This is a genomic window from Mycobacterium liflandii (genome assembly GCF_022354805.1).
GTDB classification, from domain to species: Bacteria; Actinomycetota; Actinomycetes; order Mycobacteriales; family Mycobacteriaceae; genus Mycobacterium; species Mycobacterium marinum.
Window position 1 is genome coordinate 1,156,599 of the sequence record NZ_CP023138.1, and the last position, 18,331, is coordinate 1,174,929.

10 protein-coding genes and 2 pseudogenes are annotated in these 18,331 nt (G+C 69.2%); 8 read left to right on the forward strand and 4 right to left on the reverse strand.

Annotated features, from left to right (window positions below):
* The first annotated feature begins 18 nt into the window (after positions 1-18).
* From dcd to rfbA, 7 genes are all read left to right on the forward strand, one after another.
* Positions 19-591: a dCTP deaminase gene (gene dcd, locus CKW46_RS05295; protein ID WP_012392561.1), complete on the forward strand. Its 573-nt coding sequence runs from the start codon at positions 19-21 to the stop codon at positions 589-591.
* Between the two features lie 164 nt (positions 592-755).
* Positions 756-2,351 carry a DUF7159 family protein gene (locus tag CKW46_RS05300; RefSeq protein ID WP_252872724.1) on the forward strand — a complete coding sequence of 532 codons (1,596 nt, stop codon included), beginning with the start codon at positions 756-758 and terminating at the stop codon, positions 2,349-2,351.
* Between the two features lie 155 nt (positions 2,352-2,506).
* Positions 2,507-4,033 carry a DUF7159 family protein gene (locus CKW46_RS05305; RefSeq protein ID WP_117438134.1) on the forward strand — a complete coding sequence of 509 codons (1,527 nt, stop codon included), beginning with the start codon at positions 2,507-2,509 and terminating at the stop codon, positions 4,031-4,033.
* A gap of 76 nt (positions 4,034-4,109) precedes the next feature.
* Positions 4,110-5,444, forward strand: a complete 1,335-nt coding sequence (locus tag CKW46_RS05310) for a UDP-glucose dehydrogenase family protein (RefSeq protein WP_015354321.1) — start codon at positions 4,110-4,112, stop codon at positions 5,442-5,444.
* A 61-nt stretch (positions 5,445-5,505) separates the two neighbouring features.
* Complete coding sequence (locus CKW46_RS05315; RefSeq protein WP_117438135.1) at positions 5,506-6,261, forward strand: maleylpyruvate isomerase family mycothiol-dependent enzyme; 756 nt, start codon at positions 5,506-5,508, stop codon at positions 6,259-6,261.
* A gap of 35 nt (positions 6,262-6,296) precedes the next feature.
* On the forward strand, positions 6,297-6,671 hold the full coding sequence (locus CKW46_RS05320; RefSeq protein WP_117438136.1) for a nuclear transport factor 2 family protein: 375 nt from the start codon (positions 6,297-6,299) through the stop codon (positions 6,669-6,671).
* 29 nt (positions 6,672-6,700) lie between these two features.
* Positions 6,701-7,567, forward strand: a complete 867-nt coding sequence (rfbA, locus tag CKW46_RS05325; RefSeq protein WP_011738875.1) for a glucose-1-phosphate thymidylyltransferase RfbA — start codon at positions 6,701-6,703, stop codon at positions 7,565-7,567.
* A gap of 42 nt (positions 7,568-7,609) precedes the next feature.
* Here rfbA and CKW46_RS05330 read toward each other — a convergent pair.
* A pseudogene (locus CKW46_RS05330) lies at positions 7,610-9,020 on the reverse strand (PE family protein); the annotation flags it as partial.
* Between the two features lie 853 nt (positions 9,021-9,873).
* Positions 9,874-10,443 (reverse strand): annotated as a pseudogene (locus CKW46_RS05335) (PE family protein); the annotation flags it as partial.
* 392 nt (positions 10,444-10,835) lie between these two features.
* Between CKW46_RS05335 and CKW46_RS05340 the strand changes: the two are divergent.
* Positions 10,836-13,883, forward strand: a complete 3,048-nt coding sequence (locus tag CKW46_RS05340; protein ID WP_482052930.1) for a PE family protein — start codon at positions 10,836-10,838, stop codon at positions 13,881-13,883.
* Between the two features lie 93 nt (positions 13,884-13,976).
* Here CKW46_RS05340 and CKW46_RS05345 read toward each other — a convergent pair whose 3' ends face one another.
* Both CKW46_RS05345 and CKW46_RS05350 read right to left on the reverse strand, forming a co-directional pair.
* Positions 13,977-15,266 carry a pyridoxal phosphate-dependent aminotransferase gene (locus CKW46_RS05345; protein WP_011738880.1) on the reverse strand — a complete coding sequence of 430 codons (1,290 nt, stop codon included), beginning with the start codon at positions 15,264-15,266 and terminating at the stop codon, positions 13,977-13,979.
* Positions 15,267-15,296: 30 nt separating this feature from the next.
* Entirely contained in the window at positions 15,297-18,233 is a 2,937-nt protein-coding gene (locus CKW46_RS05350; protein ID WP_482052931.1) for a (Fe-S)-binding protein, read from the reverse strand.
* Between the last annotated feature and the right edge of the window lie 98 nt (positions 18,234-18,331).

Below are 18,331 nucleotides of genomic sequence, written 5' to 3' on the forward strand. Positions count from 1 at the left end.
AGCAGATACGCTCATCGCGTGCTGCTCTCTGATCGAGACCTCAGAGCCGAAATTTCCGCCGGGCGGTTGGGTATCGACCCGTTCGATGACAGCCTGGTTCAGCCGTCCAGCGTCGACGTCCGGCTCGACTGCATGTTCCGGGTGTTCAACAACACCCGGTACACCCACATTGACCCGGCGCAGCGCCAGGACGAGTTGACCAGCGTGGTGGAGCCGACCAAGGGGGATCCGTTCGTGCTGCACCCGGGCGAGTTCGTGCTGGGTTCCACGCTGGAGATCTTCTCCCTGCCCGGTGACCTGGCCGGGCGGCTGGAGGGCAAGTCGTCGCTGGGCCGGCTGGGCTTGCTCACCCATTCCACTGCCGGGTTCATCGATCCCGGCTTCAGTGGGCACATCACGCTGGAGCTGTCCAACGTCGCCAACCTCCCGATCACGTTGTGGCCCGGCATGAAAATCGGCCAGCTGTGCATCTTGAAATTGACCAGTCCGTCTGAGCATCCCTACGGGAGTTCCGGAGTAGGGTCGAAATACCAGGGTCAGCGGGGGCCCACGCCGTCTCGTTCGTACCAGAACTTCATAAGGTCTACATAGCTGCCGCATAGCTTGCGCGATAAGGATTAGTAGACCGTTGGCTTGGCTATCCAAGAGCCATTGCCGGGCCATCCGGAGCCATCCGCGCCGTGTTCTCCTCCGCAGCGACCGTGGTGGGTTGCAAGACCTTGGGAGGGGTTTTGGACGTCGTACTTGGGGTATCGATGGCAGCGGCTGACGTCCGGATGGCGTTGGTCGAAGGCGAAGACGGCGACGGCTTGATCGTCGAGGAAGACAGTTTCGACCTCGACCGCAATCCGGTCACGTCGAGCGCATCCGATCAGGTGGTCGCGGCGATTCTGGGCACTCGGGAGGGTGCGGCCGACGCCGGCTTGCGGTTGTCCTCGATCGGCGTGACATGGACCGACCCGGTTCAGGCCGCGGCGCTGCGCGATGCGCTGGCCTGGCACAAGGTCGAAAACGTCATGCTGGTCTCGGGTTTTCTGGCTGCGGCCGCCCTGGGGCAGGCGGTCGGCGGCGCCCTCAGCTATGCGCGGACCGCGGTGTTGTTCATCGAGCCCGATACGGCGACCCTGGCCGTCGTCGACACCGCGGACGGCTCGGTCAGCGAGGTGCGCCAGCAATTGTTGGCCGAAGACGACGACGCGGCGGTGGCCGAGGTGGTCGCCATGGTGGCCGCGGCCGAGTCTCTGCCGGCGCGTCCGGACGGTGTCTATGTGGTCGGCACGGGTGTGGACGTCGCCATGATCAAGCCGGCACTCGATGCGGCGACGTCGCTGACGGTGAGCGTGTCCGAGGAACAGGAAATGGCGCTCGCCCGAGGCGCGGCGCTGGCCTGCGGCAATGCGCCCCTGTTTGCCGCCACCACCGCCGCCCTGGCATATGCGCAGGACCTCAATGATCCTGACCCCCTGGCGGAGAGCGACCTGGTCGACGAGCTCTCGCTCGACCAGGAACCCGCCGGACGCCGATCCGGGCTTTTGATCGGCAGCGGCCTGGCCGTGGTCGCCACCGCGGCGGTGGTGGCGCTGGAAGTCGCCCTGGCGATCGACATCCGCCCGACGGTGGCCCTACAGCCCAGGCCCAACGAGAACCACCTGGTCGCCCCGCCTCAGCAGGCGGCCGCGCCGCCGCAAGTGGCCGCTCCCGAGCCGAAGATCGAGTTGCCGCGCCCCCGGGTGGTGCCGCGCGCGGCCAGCCCGCAGCTGCCGGCCCCGGCGGCGCCGGCGCAGAGGGCGCCAGAGGTGCCGGTGTTGCCCTCCCCCGCCATTCCTGAACCGGTGGTGGCCGTGCCGCCGCTGGTGCCCATCGTCGTGCCGCCGGTCCGGGTACCCAGCGGGGTCGACACCTTCCTGCGCCCCTCTGTCCCCAATATCCAAGCGCCGGTGCCACGTCAGCAGCCCAAGGTGCCCGCCCCCCGTGTTGAAGTTCCAGCCTCGCCCCCGCCGGTGGTGAGTCCGAATCCGCGCGGGCGCGGCGGTCTGAGGCTGCCCGGGCTGGGCCGGATACCCAACCCCGGTCGTGGGCCCGCTGGCGGCAGCCTCGGTCCTGGCCGGCGCGGGCACTTCGGCGGCGGCGCTCCCGGTCGTAGCGGTCCGTCCGGCGGCGGCGGCCATGGGGGCCAGTTCGGCGGCGGCCACGGGGGCCACTTCGGTGGCGGCGGTCACGGCGGTGGGTTCGGCGGTGGCCGCGGTGGCGGTGGCCATGGTGGCGGGTTCGGAGGATTCGGTGGCGGCCACGGTGGAGGTTTCGGTGGGGGCCACGGTGGTGGTTTCGGTGGCGGCCACGGGGGACGCTGACAGCTAATCGTCTGTTCGACGGTTAGGCATCCTTTTACTGCTGAAATGTGCTGACCCAAGCCGATCCGGCAACCAAGGCTCCGGTATGCACCCCGGGAGGCGCGTAAAATCGGCGGCTACAGGGTTGGGGGACCCGCGTAGGCCCGCTGTATGCGATGGTCGAACAGGTATTGGGGGAGCTCTTGGACACCGTGCTCGGAGTATCTGTGGCACCGACGGCAGTGCGGTTGGTGCTGGTCGAAGGCGAAAACGGCGATGGCGCGCTGGTCGATGAAGACGCGTTCGATGTCAGCGGTGATGGCGACGCGGCAACTATCGGGGCCGCCGAACAGGTGATCTCGGCGATCCTGGGAACCAGGGAAGGCGCCTCCGAGGGCGGCTACCAGCTGACCTCAACCGGGGTGACCTGGAGAGACCCGGCCCAAGCCGCCGCCCTGCGCGACGTCTTGGCCCGGCGCAAGATCGAAAACGTCGTGCTGGTCTCGGCGTTCCTGGCCGCCGCCGCGCTGGCTCACGCGGTGGGCAGCGAAACCAACTATGCGCAGACCGCGTTGCTGTTCATCGAACCCGAGGCCGCCACGCTGGCGGTTGTCGACAGTGCGGACGGCTCGGTTACCGACATTCATCGACTCTCACTGTCAGACGACGATGACACGGCCGTGGGCCAGTTGCCGGAGTTGATTTCGCAGGCCGAGAGCCTGCCGACCCGTCCCGACGCGGTGTTTCTGGTGGGCTCGGGTATCGATCTGCCATTGATCAAGCCGACGCTCGAGGCGTCGACCACATTGCCGGTTACCGCGGCCGAGGAACCGGATACCGCGCTGGCCCGCGGTGCCGCGCTCGCGGCGGCGAGCAGCCCCCTGTTCGCGTCATCCACGGCGGCGCAGGCGTGGGCCCAGGATCCCGGCAGCGGGGTGCTCTACTCTCACGCGCCGTACGGGCTCGATGCCGCCTACTTCGACGATGTGTCGGACCAGTTGGGGACGGGTCAGCAGGCTCTGGCCTACAGCGCGGTGCCCGAAGAGCAGCATGAGCGAAGGCCGTTCGCGCTGCTGGCCAGCATCATGGGGTCAATCTTCATCATCGGTGTGGGTGCCTTGGCCGTGTCTCTGGCGGTCAGCATCCGCTCCGAACCCGGCACCCGCCCCGATCCCAGCCAGAGCGTCGTCACACACCTGCCCGCGCCGGCGCACGCGGCCCCGGCCCCTCAACCCCAGGCCCCGGCACCGCAGGCTCCGGCGCCCCAAGCCCAAGCCCCGGCGCCCCAGGCCCAGGTTCCGGCCCCAGCCCCGGCGCCCCAAGCCCCCGCCCCGCGGGCGCCGGCGCCGCAAGCCCCGGCCCCCCAGGCGCAGGTTCCGGCTCCGAAGGCCCCGGCGCCGGTGCCGGTACCGGTTGCCCAAGCGCCAGTGCCCGTGCCGCAGGCTCCCGCGCCAGTTCCGGTTCCGATTCCTCAGGCTCCCGCACCCGCGCCGGAGGCTCCGGTGCCGGCTCCGATGCCCATTCCGGTGCCCATTCAGATCCCGCTTCCCCAGATCTTTGGTCCCGGTGGCGGCGGCGGGTTCCCCGGCGGTGACGATGACCGTGGCGGACGTGGTGGTGGACGCGGCGGCCGGCACGGCGGCGGTCACGGCGGTGGGCACGGGCGGGGCGGGTTCAACATCCCGTTTATCCCGGGTATCTGATCTTGCCGGGTAGCTGTCATCTGCCGTTCAGCGTCGCGATGCAGTTCGCTCATCGCAGTCGCCTACACACGGTGTTATGCGATGCACCGTCTTTGGCACCGGCTATCTAGGCGCCACCCACGCCGTTGGAATGGCGCAACTTGGGCACGAGGTTGTCGGGGTCGACATTGATCCGGGCAAGGTGGCCAAGCTGGCCGGGGGCGATATCCCCTTCTACGAGCAGGGTTTGCGAAAGCTGTTGAGGGACAACCTTGTTGCTGGACGTCTGCACTTCACGACCGACTACGACATGGCCGCCGAGTTCGCCGATGTGCACTTTCTGGGTGTTGGCACACCCCAGAAAAGGGGGGAATACGGCGCCGACTTGCGTCACATTCACGCCGTCATCGATACCCTGGTGCCGCGGCTGACCAGAACGTCGGTGCTCATTGGCAAATCGACGGTCCCGGTCGGAACGGCGGCCGAGTTGGCCCGGCGGGCGGCCGGGCTGGCAGTGGCCGGCGTTGGTGTGGAGATCGCCTGGAACCCGGAGTTTCTGCGCGAAGGTTTCGCGGTCCGCGATACGCTGCGTCCGGATCGGATTGTGCTTGGTGTGCAGGAGGATTCGATCCTGGCCGAGCAGTTCGTCCGAGAACTGTACGGACCGTTGCTGGAGGCCGGGGTGCCCTTCTTGGTGACCGATCTGCAGACCGCGGAATTGGTCAAGGTCTCCGCCAATGCCTTTCTGGCTACCAAAATTTCGTTCATCAACGCGATCTCGGAGGTATGCGAGGCCGCCGGTGCCGACGTCAGTCTGCTTGCCGATGCCCTCGGCTACGACACCCGCATCGGGCGCCAATGTCTCAATGCGGGTTTGGGATTCGGTGGCGGCTGCTTGCCCAAAGATATCCGCGCGTTCATGGCCCGTGCCGGCGAGCTCGGTGCCAACCAGGCGCTGACCTTCCTGCGTGAGGTCGACAGCATCAACATGCGGCGGCGTACCCGGATGGTGGAACTGGCCACCACCGCGTGTGGCGGTTCGCTGCTGGGAGCCAACCTCGCGGTGCTTGGCGCGGCGTTCAAACCCGAATCCGACGACGTTCGAGATTCTCCCGCGCTCAACGTCGCCGGACAGCTACAGCTCAACGGTGCGGCGGTCAATGTCTATGACCCCAAGGCCCTGGACAACGCGAACCGACTGTTTCCCACGCTGAACTACGCGGTCTCGGTTGCCGAGGCCTGCGAGCGAGCCGACGCCGTGTTGATACTCACCGAATGGCAGGAGTTCGTCGACCTCGACCCCGACGATCTGGCCGACCGGGTGCGGGCCCGCGTCATTGTCGACGGCCGCAACTGCCTTGATGTCTCCCGCTGGGAGCGGGCTGGCTGGCGAGTGTTCCGGCTGGGGGCTCGGATTCGGGCGGCGTCCTAGTCGGCCGCGTCCGTCGGCGAATTCGGGCTGCGGGCAACCCGGCACGAGTAGCGTTACCGGGGTGGACCAGGTGGCGGCATACCTTGACCAGACCCGTGCTTTCGGCGAACTCATCGGCGACAATGACCAATCCATGCCAGTGCCCAGCTGCCCGGGATGGAACCTCGGGCAGCTGTTCCGTCATGTCGGACGCGGCGACCGGTGGGCGGCCCAGATCGTGCGCGACCGGCTGGACAGTTTTCTGGATCCCCGCAATGTGGCAGGCGGAAAGCCGCCGGCAGCTGTGGACGACGCGATCGCCTGGCTGCAAGACGGCGCGCAGCTGATGGTCGACGCCGTCGAGCAGGCGGGCGCGGAAACGCCGGTGTGGACATTTCTTGGGCCGCGCCCGGCGCACTGGTGGGTTAGGCGCCGGCTGCACGAGGTGGTGGTGCATCGGGCTGACGCCGCCATCGCGCTCGGGCAGCAATTCGTCCTGGAACCCGAGATCGCGGCCGACGGCATCAGCGAGTTTCTGGAACGCATTGCGGTCCAGGCGGGGCGCGACGGCGCGCCGCTGCCGATCGAGGACGGCGACACCGTGCATCTGCACGCCACCGATCCCGGTCTCGGTGACATCGGGGAATGGACCGCCGCCGTCGAGGACGGCCACATCACCTGGTCGCCTGAGCACGGCAAAGGCACCGTGGCCGTGCGCGGCGGCGCCGCGGAGCTTCTGCTGGCGATGACGCGGCGGGTCTCGGTGCCCGACACCGGGATCGAGGTGTTCGGCGACCAGGCCGTATGGCAGAAATGGCTGGAGCGCACGCCTCTTTAGCGTGCGGACTAGGCGAACACGGTAATTTGCAGGCCATGACCACATCGGAGATTGCCACCGTGCTGGCCTGGAGCGACGCACTCAACGCCGCTGACATTGACATCCTGGTGGCCCTGTCCAGCGACGATATCGACATCGGCGACGCGCACGGAGCAGCCCAGGGCCACGAGGCGCTGCGGCGCTGGGCCAGCTCGCTGCAGACGACCGCCGAGATGGGCCGCATGTACGTGCACGACGGTGTTGTGGTGGTCGAGCAACGGATCATCGGCCGCGACGACCCCGACAGCGTCGCGAACGCCGCCTCGGCATTCCGGGTGGTCCGCGATCACGTCACCTCGGTTTTCCGCCATGACGACTTGGCGTCGGCGCTGGCGGCCACCGAACTCACCGAGGCTGACCTGGTCGATTGAGTTCGACGAAAGGCAACTAGGAGCCACTCATGCGCGGGATCATCTTGGCCGGCGGTTCGGGCACCCGCCTGTACCCGATCACCATGGGTATCAGCAAGCAGCTGTTGCCGGTCTATGACAAGCCAATGATCTACTACCCGCTGACCACCCTGATGATGGCCGGCATCCGCGACATCCAGCTGATCACCACCCCCCATGACGCTGCCGGGTTTCACCGCCTACTCGGCGACGGAACGCATTTCGGCGTGAACATCACCTATGCAACCCAGGATCAGCCCGATGGTCTGGCCCAGGCATTCGTCATCGGCGCCGACCACATCGGCACCGACTCGGTGGCATTGGTGTTGGGGGACAACATCTTTTATGGCCCGGGTTTGGGCACCAGCCTGCGCCGATTTCAAGACATCAGTGGCGGAACGATTTTCGCGTACTGGGTGGCAAACCCAACTGCCTACGGTGTTGTCGAGTTCAGCGCCGACGGGACCGCGCTCTCCCTGGAGGAGAAACCGGCCACCCCGAAGTCGCACTATGCGGTGCCAGGCTTGTATTTCTACGACAACGACGTGATCGAGATCGCGCGGAGCTTGAAGAAATCCGCGCGCGGCGAGTATGAGATCACCGAGGTGAACCAGGCCTATCTGAACCACGGCCGGCTCAACGTCGAGATGCTGGCCCGCGGAACGGCCTGGCTGGACACCGGCACGTTCGACTCGCTGCTAGACGCCGCCGATTTCGTCCGGACGCTGGAGCGGCGGCAGGGACTCAAGGTGAGTGTTCCCGAGGAAGTGGCATGGCGGTTGGGCTGGATTGACGACGAACAACTGATGCGGCGCGCACGCAGCCTGGTCAAGTCCGGGTACGGCAGCTACTTGCTGGAGTTGTTGGAAAGGAACTGATTTCAGCGCCAATCCGGTGCCCGACGGCTCGTACTATCAGGTATTCCCGATCGTGCCGATCAACAGCCCGCCGTTGCCCGGAAGGCCCGGGGTGCCGGCGCCCGATAGCCCGACGTCGCCGCTGTTTCCGCCATTTCCGATCAGCACGGCATCGCCGCCGTTTCCGCCGTTTCCGCCGGAGAAGCCGCCGTTCGGGCCGGGCGCCCCGCCCGCGCCGCCGGCCCCACCGTTTCCGATCAGCCCGGCCCTACCACCGCCACCGCCGTTGCCGCCGTCACCGGCGGAACTGGGGCCGACGAAGCCGGCTCCGCCGGTGCCGCCGCCACCACCGTTACCGAATAGCGTGCCGCCGGTACCGCCCTGGCCGCCATTGCCGCCGGTGGCGTTCATGAGGATGTTGCTGGTGTATGCGGCCCCGCCGACGCCGCCGGCACCGCCGTTGCCGAAGAGCCGGCCGTCGCCGCCTTGGCCTCCGTTACCGCCCACGGAGTCTGCGAGGGCGTTGGTGCTCTGTCCGCCCGCGCCGCCGGCGCCGCCGGTACCCCCGAAGATGCCGCCGTCGCCGCCGTCGCCGCCCTGGGTAGCGCCGAACCCGCCGACGCCGCCACCACCGCCGTTGCCGAGCAGGGTGCCGGCCGCGCCGCCGTTGCCGCCGACCCCGCCAGGCCCGACGCTGGCCAGACCGCCGGTACCGCCGATCCCGCCGTTGCCGAAGAGGCCGCCGGCGCCACCGTCTCCGCCGGCGCCACCCCCGGTCAATCCGGTGCTGGCGATGCCGCCCTGGCCCCCGGCGCCGCCGATGCCGAATAGTGCGCCGCCGGCACCCCCGGCGCCGCCGGCCCCGCCGTCGATTCCGGATCCACCGGTACCGCCGATGCCGCCCTGGCCCCACAAGAGCCCGCCGGCCCCACCCGCGCCGCCGGCCGCACCGGTGCCCACCGTTGACGCCCCGCCGGCACCGCCGTTACCTGAACAGTCCGGCCGCGCCGCCGGTGCCGCCCTGCTGCTCCAAGCCTCCGGACCCGCCCGCCCCGCCGTCGCCGAGTAACCAGCCGGCGGCGCCTCCGTTGGCGCCGGTGCCTGCCGCCCCGTTGGCGCCGTTGCCGATCAGTGGGCGCCCGGTCAGCGTCAGGACGGGCTGGTTGATGAGGTCCAGCGCGGTCTGCGCGACGTTGCTTGCTTCAGCTGTCGCGTACGAGCCGGCGCCGGCCTGCATTGCCTGCACAAACTGGGAATGAAACTGGGCGGCCTGGGCGCTGAGCGACTGATAGGCCTGTCCGTAGGAGCTGAACAACGGCGCAACGGCCGCCGACACATCGTCAGCGCCGGCCGCCAGTACCGCGGTGGTCGGGGTGGCCGCGGCCGCGCCGGCCTCGCCCAGCGTCGACCCGATCCCGGCGATGTCCGCCGCTGCCGCCGTCAATGTCTCCGGTGCCACGAACAGAAACGCCATGTGATCCCTCCCATTTCAGGCCAGTGCGTGGCACAGCGGGAGGACCGCCCGGTCACCAACGACTGGATAGAAGCGCATCGTATGCTGGCAGCGGCACCACGTAGTGGTCTTTCGCGAACATTATTCAAGCGCGTAACGCGACCACTCGTGGCTAGATTTTGCTGCCGCTGAATGCGGGTGGTTAGGGCGTCAGCCCCTCCATTCCGTCCTCGCCGATGAGTAGTCCGCCGATGCCGGCGGCGCCGGCGATACCCGGGCCCACCCCGCCGGAACCGGCGTTGCCGCCGTTGCCGATCAGCACGGCGTCACCGCCTTTACCGCCGGAGCCGCCGGTGCCGAATCCCGAGTTGTTGTTTCTGCCGGCGCCGCCGTCACCGCCCTGACCGACCAGTCCGGCCTTGCCACCGTTGCCGCCGTCCCCACCGTCGGCACCGCCCACGCTGTCCCCGCCGGCCCCGCCGGCCCCGCCGGCTCCGCCGTCGGAGGCGCTGAAGCCGAATCCGCCGTTGCCGCCCGCGCCACCGGCACCGATGAGCATGCCGGCGTTGCCGCCGGCGCCGCCGTTCCCAGCCGCGTTGCCGATGGTCGCCGCGGCGCCGGCGCCGCCGTCCCCGCCATTGCCGAAGAGCATGCCGGCGCTGCCGCCCATTCCGCCGGCCCCGCCGAACAGGCCGCCCTCTCCGCCAGTGCCACCTGCCCCGCCAGCGCCGAAAAGTCCAAGGGCGGCCCCGCCGTCCCCGCCGGCGGCGAACAGGCCGGTGCCGCCGTCGCCGCCATTGCCAGCAAAGGTGCCGAACCCGCCGACTCCGCCATCGCCTCCAGCGCCGAACAGTCCGCCGGCTCCGCCGAGCCCGCCGATGCCGCCGGTGGTGTTGTTGCCGAAACCGCCCGCGCCGCCCGCGCCGCCGCGGCCGAATAGCAGTCCGCCGTCCCCGCCATACCCGCCGTTTCCGCCGGGTATGGCGCCGACGAGGCTCGATGCGGTGCCGCCGGCACCGCCGGCTCCGCCGTTGCCGATCAACCACCCGGCGGCCCCGCCGTCGGCCCCCGTCCCCGGGGCGCCGTTGGCGCCGTTACCGATCAGCGGGCGCCCGGTAGCCGCCAGCACGGGAGCGTTGATCGCGTCGAGCAGCGGCGATACGGCCGCAGCCTCGGCGGCCGCATACGAAGCCCCACCCCCGCTCAAGGCCTGCAGAAACTGCTCGTGAAACGCCGCCGCCCGCGCGCTGAGCAACTGATAGGCCTGGCCCTGCGCGTCGAACAGCGCCGCAACCGCCGCCGACACCTCGTCGGCGCCCGCGGCCAGCACCGCGGTGGTAGGGGCCACCGCTGCCGCGTTCGCCGCGCCGATCGTTGACCCGAGGCTGGCTAAATCCGTAGCTGCCGCAGTAAGCGCCTCCGGCGCCGTGATCACAAATGACATTTCGACCACCTCACCAACAGGTAGCGACCCATAACTCACCGTTCAACGCCGTCCCGGCGATCGCTGCTAACCATCAATCGACGGGACTAGACCCATCGTTGCTGCTGGGCGCAGCCAATTGGGCAAATTCGCAAAGTATTAATGCGGCACGCACAAGATTCCTCGTGATCGCGCCGCCCCGGCCGCGCAATGCGAGGGCCGTCTCGGGGGCGGATTCAAGCCGGTCGTGTCCTCGGTACTGACCTGCGCCGCGAGGTTTCTGCTGCGAGTTTGCTGTGTCATTTCGCAAAAAAACCTGTGTGGTCAAAGCTCTGAGTTCGCCGGGGTTACCCTCTGCTGATTCTGAGCGCGATTCACCAGTAGTCGATGGCTAATCGGTTGGGAGACTTGCGATGTCGTATGTGGTGGCAATACCGGACATGCTGGCATCGGCGGCCGCCGATGTGGCTGGCATCGGCTCATCGGTCGGCGCGGCCAACACCGCGGCCGTGGGGGCGACGACCGGGGTGATGGCCGCTGCCGATGATGAGGTGTCGGTCGCGATTGCGGCGTTGTTTTCCGGCCATGGCCAGGCTTACCAGGCGATCAGTGCCCAGGCGGCGGCGTTTCACGACCAGTTTCTGCGGGCCTTGACCGGAGCGGGCGGCGCCTACGCGGCCGCCGAAGCGGCCAATGCTTCGCCGTTGCAGGCCGCGGAGCAGGAGGTGCTGGCGGTGATCAACGCGCCCACCAACGCGTTGTTGGGGCGTCCGTTGATCGGCAATGGCACCGATGGACTGGCGGGAACCGGAGCCGCCGGTGGTGCCGGGGGGCTCTTGTGGGGCAACGGTGGCAACGGCGGATCCGGCGCGGCTGGCCAGGCCGGCGGGGCCGGGGGAGCGGCCGGCCTGATCGGCACCGGGGGTGCTGGGGGTATGGGTGGGGCCGGCGGCGGGGCCGGCGGGATGGGCGGCAGCGGCGGCTGGTTGTTGGGCAACGGCGGGGCCGGTGGAGTCGGCGGCGCAGGTGTGAGCGGTGGAGTCGGCGGAACCGGTGGCAACGCGGTGCTGTTCGGCAACGGCGGGGCAGGGGGCATGGGTGGGGCCGGCGCGGACGGCGCCGTGGGCGCCGCCGGTACCGCGGGGACCTCGACTTCGGCGGGCGGTGTTGGCGGCGCAGGCTGGGACGCCACCGCCGCCGGAGTGCTTGCGGCCACCGGTGGCGACGGCGGCGACAGCGGTGGCGGGGGCGCTGGCGGTAACGGGGGCGCGGGCGGGGCCGGCGGGCATGGGTCGGCCTTGTTTGGCGCGGCCGGCGCGAACGGCAACGGCGGGGCCGGTGGCGCCGGCGGAAACCCGGGGGCGCCCGGCAACGGTGGTACCGGTGGGGTCGGCCCCGACGCGGCCACCTCCGGGGGCATGGGCGGCACCGGTGGTGACCCCGGCGCGGTCGGCGGTGGCGGCAACAGCGGGGCGGCCGGTGGCGCGGGTGCGGTCGCCGGTGCCAGCGGTGCCGCCGGCACCATCATCGCCGGCAACGGAGGAAATGGCGGTGCCGGCGGGACCGGCTATGCCGCCGATGGCCCTGCCGGCCCCGCCATCGGCAACGGTGGCGACGGCGGACATGGTGGCGCGGGCGGCTTCTACGGCAACGGCGGTGCTGGCGGGGCCGGTGGTAACTCCGCACCCGGCGGCGGGAACGGCGGCAATGGCGGCACCGGCGGCGACAGCGGTGCGATGGGAAGCAGCGGCGGTCGGGGCGGCGATGGCGGCGTCGGCACCAACGGCGGGGCCGGTGGCGGCGGCGGCAACGCAACTAGCTACGGAACCGCAAACGCCACCGGTGGCGCGGGTGGCGATGGCGGCGCCGGTAGCAGGGGTACCGGGGGCACTGGCGGTGCCGGGGGTGGGGGCGGCGCCGCGCAGATCCTCAATGGCGCCTCGGCCGCTACTGCCACGGGCGGTGCCGGGGGTGCCGGTGGCGACGGGAACGATGGCGGCAACGCCGGTGTGGGCGGTGCTGCGTCGACTAGGGGGACTGGAAACGTCACCGGCGGCACCCGCGGCGATGGCGGCACAGGCAGCACCGGCAACGGCGGTTCCGGCGGTGACGGCGGGAACGTGGAAGTCAATAACGACGCTTCTACGGTTTCCTTCGTCGGCGGCGCCGGTGGCCACGGTGGGGACGGCGCCACGGACGGCGGCGCCGGTGGGGATGGCGGCAGGACCACTATCGATGGCGCTGGCTCCAGGGCCACCGCCACCGGCGGCACTGGCGGGGACGGCGGCAACGGCGGTACCGGCCACGGTGGGGGTGGCGGTCCCGGCGGCACCGCGATCAACTACGGAGCCGGCGACGCCTTCGGTGGCGCCGCTGGGAAGGGCGGCACCGGTGTCGTCGGCGGCAACGGCGGCTCGGGCGGTGCGGCGTACAACTACGGAACCGGAAACGCCACCGGAGCCGACGGAGCGGCCGGCACCGACGGCACTACCGGAGCCGGCGGGTCCGGCGGGTCCGGCGCCGCCGCAAGCGTCCTCAACAGCGCCTCGACCGCCACTGCTACCAGCGGCAGCGGCGGTGCCGGTGGCGACGGTACCGACGGCGGAAACGGGGGGTCGGGCGGTTTTGCCTTCACCTTCGGGACCGGAAATATCATCGCCGGCGTCGGCGGTGATGGTGGCACCGGCAGCACCGGAGTCGGTGGGATCGGCGGTTCGGGTGGCGGCGCGGACATCAACAACGGCGCCTCCACGGTTGTCCCGCAGGGCGGTGCCGGCGGTCACGGCGGCGATGGCGCCACCGATGGCGGGGCCGGCGGTGCCGGTGGATTCACGGAAATCGACAGCAGCGCCTCAGTGCTCGCCGCCACCGGCGGAGCCGGTGGTGATGGCGGCAGCGGCGGCACCGGCCGCGGCGGGACCGGCGGCGTCGGAGGTGTTGGGATCAACAACGGAAGCGGAGAGGCCATCGGCGGCGCCCCAGGCGCCGGCGGTACCGGCGCCGTCGGGGGTGACGGCGGCCAAGGCGGTGCCGCGTACAGCTACGGAACCGGAGATGCCACCGGTAGCGCTGGCGCGGCCGGCACCGCCGGCACCACCGGCGTCGGGGGGACCGGCGGTGCCGGCGGTGCCGCATACACCCTTAATGGCGCCTCGACTGCCACGGCCACCGGCGGCATCGGCGGGAACGGTGGTGACGGTGGCACAGCCAACGGTTCCAACGGCGGAAACGGCGGCGCCGGCGGTTATGCCTCGACCACGGGAACCGGAACCGCTAGTGCCGGCAATGGCGGTCGCGGGGGCGACGGTACGGCAACCGGCGGCACCGGCGGCACCGGCGGGGTTGGCGGTAATGCCCACGCGCCCGCGGGCAGTCCCGTCCCCGGCGTCGGTGGCAAAGGCGGTAACCCCGGACCCGGGGGTAAGCCCGGCCCGAACGGCGCGGCCGGCATCGTCGTATAGCCGGCAATGCGCCACGGTGGTGCAAACGGGATCGGCACCGGCGGATGCGCCGAATCGACAACGAGCGGGGCGCCCGCAACTCCGGATTCGGTGCTACTGCCGGTAGCTGACTAGGAAGTTGCCCAGGCGCTCGATGGCCGCTGCCAGATCACGCGACCACGGCAAGGTCACCAGGCGCAGGTGATCCGGCTCCGGCCAATTGAACCCGGTCCCTTGGGTGACCAGGATCTTCTCGGACAGCAGGAGATCGAGCACGAGTTGTTCGTCGTCGGCGATGTCGTAGACCTCCGGGTCCAGCCGGGGAAACGCATACAGCGCACCCTTGGGCTTGACGCAGGACACCCCGGGAATTTCGTTGAGCTTGGACCAGGCGACGTCACGCTGTTCGAGCAGACGACCGCCGGGGAGCACCAGATCATCGATGCTTTGGTGGCCGCCCAGGGCGACCTGGATCGCATGCTGGGCCGGGACGTTCGGGCACAAGCGCATGTTGGCCAGCAGGCTGATTCCCTCGATGAAGCTGCTGGCGTGCTCCTTGGGGCCGGTGATCGCCAGCCAACCCGCCCGGTATCCGGCAACGCGGTAGGCCTTGGACAGGCCATTGAAGGTCAGGCACAGCATGTCCGGGGCGAGCGTGGCGACGCTGATGTGCTTGGCGTCGTCGTAGAGGATCTTGTCGTAGATCTCGTCGGCGAGCAGCAACAGTTCATGTTTGCGGGCCAGCTCCACCATCTGGGTGAGGATTTCGTGGCTGTAGACCGCGCCGGTGGGGTTGTTGGGGTTGATGATCACCAGCGCCTTGGTGCGCTCGGTGATCTTGGACTCCAGATCGGCGATGTCGGGCTGCCAGTCCTGCGTCTCGTCGCATAGGTAATGCACCGGAGTGCCGCCGGCCAACGAGGTCGACGCCGTCCACAGGGGATAGTCGGGTGCGGGAATCAGCACCTGATCGCCGTTGTCGAGCAAGGCCTGCAGCGTCATGGTGATCAGCTCGGAGACACCGTTGCCCAGGTAGACATCGTCGACGTCGAATCGGGGAAAGCCGTCGACGAGCTCGTAGCGGGTGACCACGGCACGTCGGGCCGGCAGGATCCCTTGCGAGTCGGAGTACCCCTGCGCATAGGGCAGCGCCTGGATCATGTCGCGCATGATCACGTCCGGCGCCTCGAAGCCAAACGGCGCGGGGTTGCCGATATTGAGCTTGAGGATCCGATGCCCTTCGGTCTCCAGCCGCGCGGCCTGCTGGTGCACCGGACCGCGGATTTCGTACAGGACGTCCTGAAGCTTGGACGACTGCGCGAAGGAACGCTGGCGCTGGTGGCTGGAGGCGTGCCAGGGCAGCTGGTGAGTGGTCACGTCAACCATGGTCTCATCGCTGTCCACTGATATTTGCTGACAGGTGTCAAGCCACGGTCAGCGCTTGCCCGGCGGACGCGCACCCCGTGCCATGCCCAGACCCTTGACCGGGGCGGCCGGCGCCGCAGGTGGAGTCGGTTCCCCATCCTGCTTGCTGGCCGGCTCGGGTTCCGGCGTTGCCTCGGGCTCCGGCTGGGCGGGGGCCGCCGCGGAGGGCGCTTCCGCCCGCGCGGGTGCCTTCTTCGCCCCCGGACGCTTGGCGCCGGTGGCGATTCCCAGCCCTTTGACCGGGGCGGCGGGTGCGGCAGGTTCCGCGGGCGCGGCCGCGGCCTCGGGAGCCGGTGCCGTCGCGGCCGCTTCCGGTGCCGCAGCAGCTGGTGGCGCTGCCTTCTTGGCCCCAGGTCGCTTCGCGCCCGAGGCCATACCCAACCCCTTGACCGGTGCGGCGGGTGCGGCCGCCTCGGCCGGCTTGGTTTCGCCGGTGGGCGCGGCCGCCTTCTTGGCGCCGGGTTTCTTGGCGCCCGCGGCCATACCAAGGCCCTTGGCCGGTGCGGCCGGGGCCTCCGCTGCCGCGGTTTCGGCTGCTGGCGCCGGAGCCGCCTTCTTGGCGCCCGGTCGTTTCGCGCCACCAGCCATGCCCAGCCCCTTGGCCGGTGCGGCCGGGCTGGCCGCTGTGGCGGCGGCCGGGGCCTCAGCAGCCTTCGCGGGTGCCGGGGCGGGCGCGGCCGGGGCGGCGGCCTTAGGCGCAGCTTTCGCCCGCTTTTCGGCTTCCTTTGCGGCCGTGCCTTTCTCCGGCAGCGTTGCCTTTTCGCGGTCGAGCGAGCCGAGCAGCACCTGGGCCACGTCGAGTACCTCGACACCGGAACGGCCCGCTTCTTCCTGCCGGTCGTTGACACCGTCGGTCACCATCACCCGGCAGAACGGGCACGCGGTGGCGATGGTGGAAGCGTTGGTGGCCAGCGCCTCGTCGACGCGTTCGTGGTTGATCCGCTTGCCGATGTGTTCTTCCATCCACATGCGGGCCCCGCCGGCGCCACAGCAGAAGCTGCGCTCGGCGTGGCGTGGCATCTCGGCAAGGTTGGCCCCGGCGGCGCCGATCAGCTCACGCGGCGCCTCGTAGACCTTGTTGTGCCGACCCAGGTAGCACGGGTCGTGATAGGTGACATCTCGGGAAACCGGGGTGACCGGGACCAACTTCTTGTCGCGGATCAGCCGGTTGAGCAGCTGGGTGTGGTGCAGCACGCTGTAGTTGCTGCCCAGCTGCCGGTATTCCTTGCCCAGGGTGTTGAAGCAGTGCGGGCAGGTGACGACGACCTTGCGGTCGACGGTCTCCACGCCCTCGAAGACGCCGTCGAGGGTCTCGATGGCTTGCTGGGCCAGCTGCTGGAACAGGAACTCGTTGCCGGACCGGCGGGCGGAGTCACCGTTGCAGGTCTCCCCGGCGCCCAGCACCATGAACTTCACACCCGCGGTGGCGAGCAGCTCGGCGACGGCCTTGGTGGTCTTCTTGGCCTTGTCGTCGTAGGCGCCGGCGCAACCCACCCAGAACAGGTACTCGTAGCCGTCGAAGCTATCCACGTCCTCGCCGTAGACCGGGACATCGAAGTCGACTTCGTCGATCCAGTTGGTCCGGTCCGAAGCGTTCTGGCCCCACGGATTGCCCTTGTTCTCCAGGTTCTTGAACAGCACCGACAGCTCGGAGGGGAACTCCGACTCCATCATCACCTGGTAGCGGCGCATATCGACGATGTGATCGATGTGCTCGATGTCCACCGGGCATTGTTCGACGCAGGCGCCGCAGCTCACGCAGGACCACAACACGTCGGGATCGATGACACCACCCTGTTCGGCGGTACCGACCAGCGGGCGCGCGGCCTGCTCGGGACCGTCTCCGGGCACCCGGCCGAAGCCGGATTCGGGCACGTGGTGGCCTTCTTCGGCGGCGGTCTCGAGGTCAAGACCCTCGAGCGGATCCGCGGTCTTCTCACCCAGGATGTAGGGCGCCTTGGCCATCCAGTGGTCGCGCAGGTCCATGATGACCAGCTTGGGCGACAACGGCTTGCCGGTATTCCAGGCCGGACACTGTGACTGGCAGCGCCCGCACTCGGTGCAGGTCGCGAAGTCGAGCATGCCCTTCCAGGTGAAGTCCTCGATCTTGCCGCGGCCGAAAATGGCGTCGTCGGGCGGGTTCTCGAAGTCGACCGGCTCGCCGCCGGCTTCCACCGGCAGCAGCGGACCCAGCCCGTCGGGCAGGCGCTTGAAGGTGACGTTGATCGGAGCCAAGAAGATGTGCAGGTGCTTGGAGTGCAGCACGATGATCAAGAACGCGAGCATGACCGCGATGTGCGCCAACAGCGCCGTGGTTTCGATGATCTCGTTGGCGGGCTGACCAAGCGGGCGCAGGATCGCCGCGAACAGCTGGGACAGGAATGCGCCCTTGCCGTAAGGAAGCGTTTCGTTGTTGACCGCTGAGCCCCGGACCAAGACGTAAGTCCAGATGACGTTGAAGATCATGAACAGAACGAGCCACGCACCGCTGTTGTGCGAGCCATAGAAGCGCGACGCCCTACCGATCTCGCGCGGGTTCCGCTTGATCCGGATGATGGCGAAGGTAGCGATGCCCAGGAACACCGCGGTGGCGAAGAAGTCCTGCAGGAAGCCCAGCGCGTCCCAGTGGCCGATCACCGGGATGGAGAAGTTCTCCACGAACAGGAACCCGTAGGCCTCGATGTAGACCGTGAGCAGGATGAAGAAGCCCCACATGGTGAAGAAGTGCGCGATGCCGGGGATCGACCATCTCAGAAGCCGCCGCTGACCGAACACCTCGGCGATCTGCGTCCAGATCCGGGCGCCGATGTCATCGGTACGTCCCGAGGCTGGTTGCCCAGACATGATCAGCTTGTACAGCCACCAGACCCGACGCAGTGCGAGCACGACCACGACCGCGGTCATGCCCATTCCAACTGTCAGTCTGATGAGCATCTGCGTGGTCACCGAAGTACTCTCCAATGCATTTCAGTGTGCTTACTGGCAGCTCAACCTGCTCATACTGACATCTTTGCTTAATTCGCCGCGAGAAAGGCTGTCCTAAC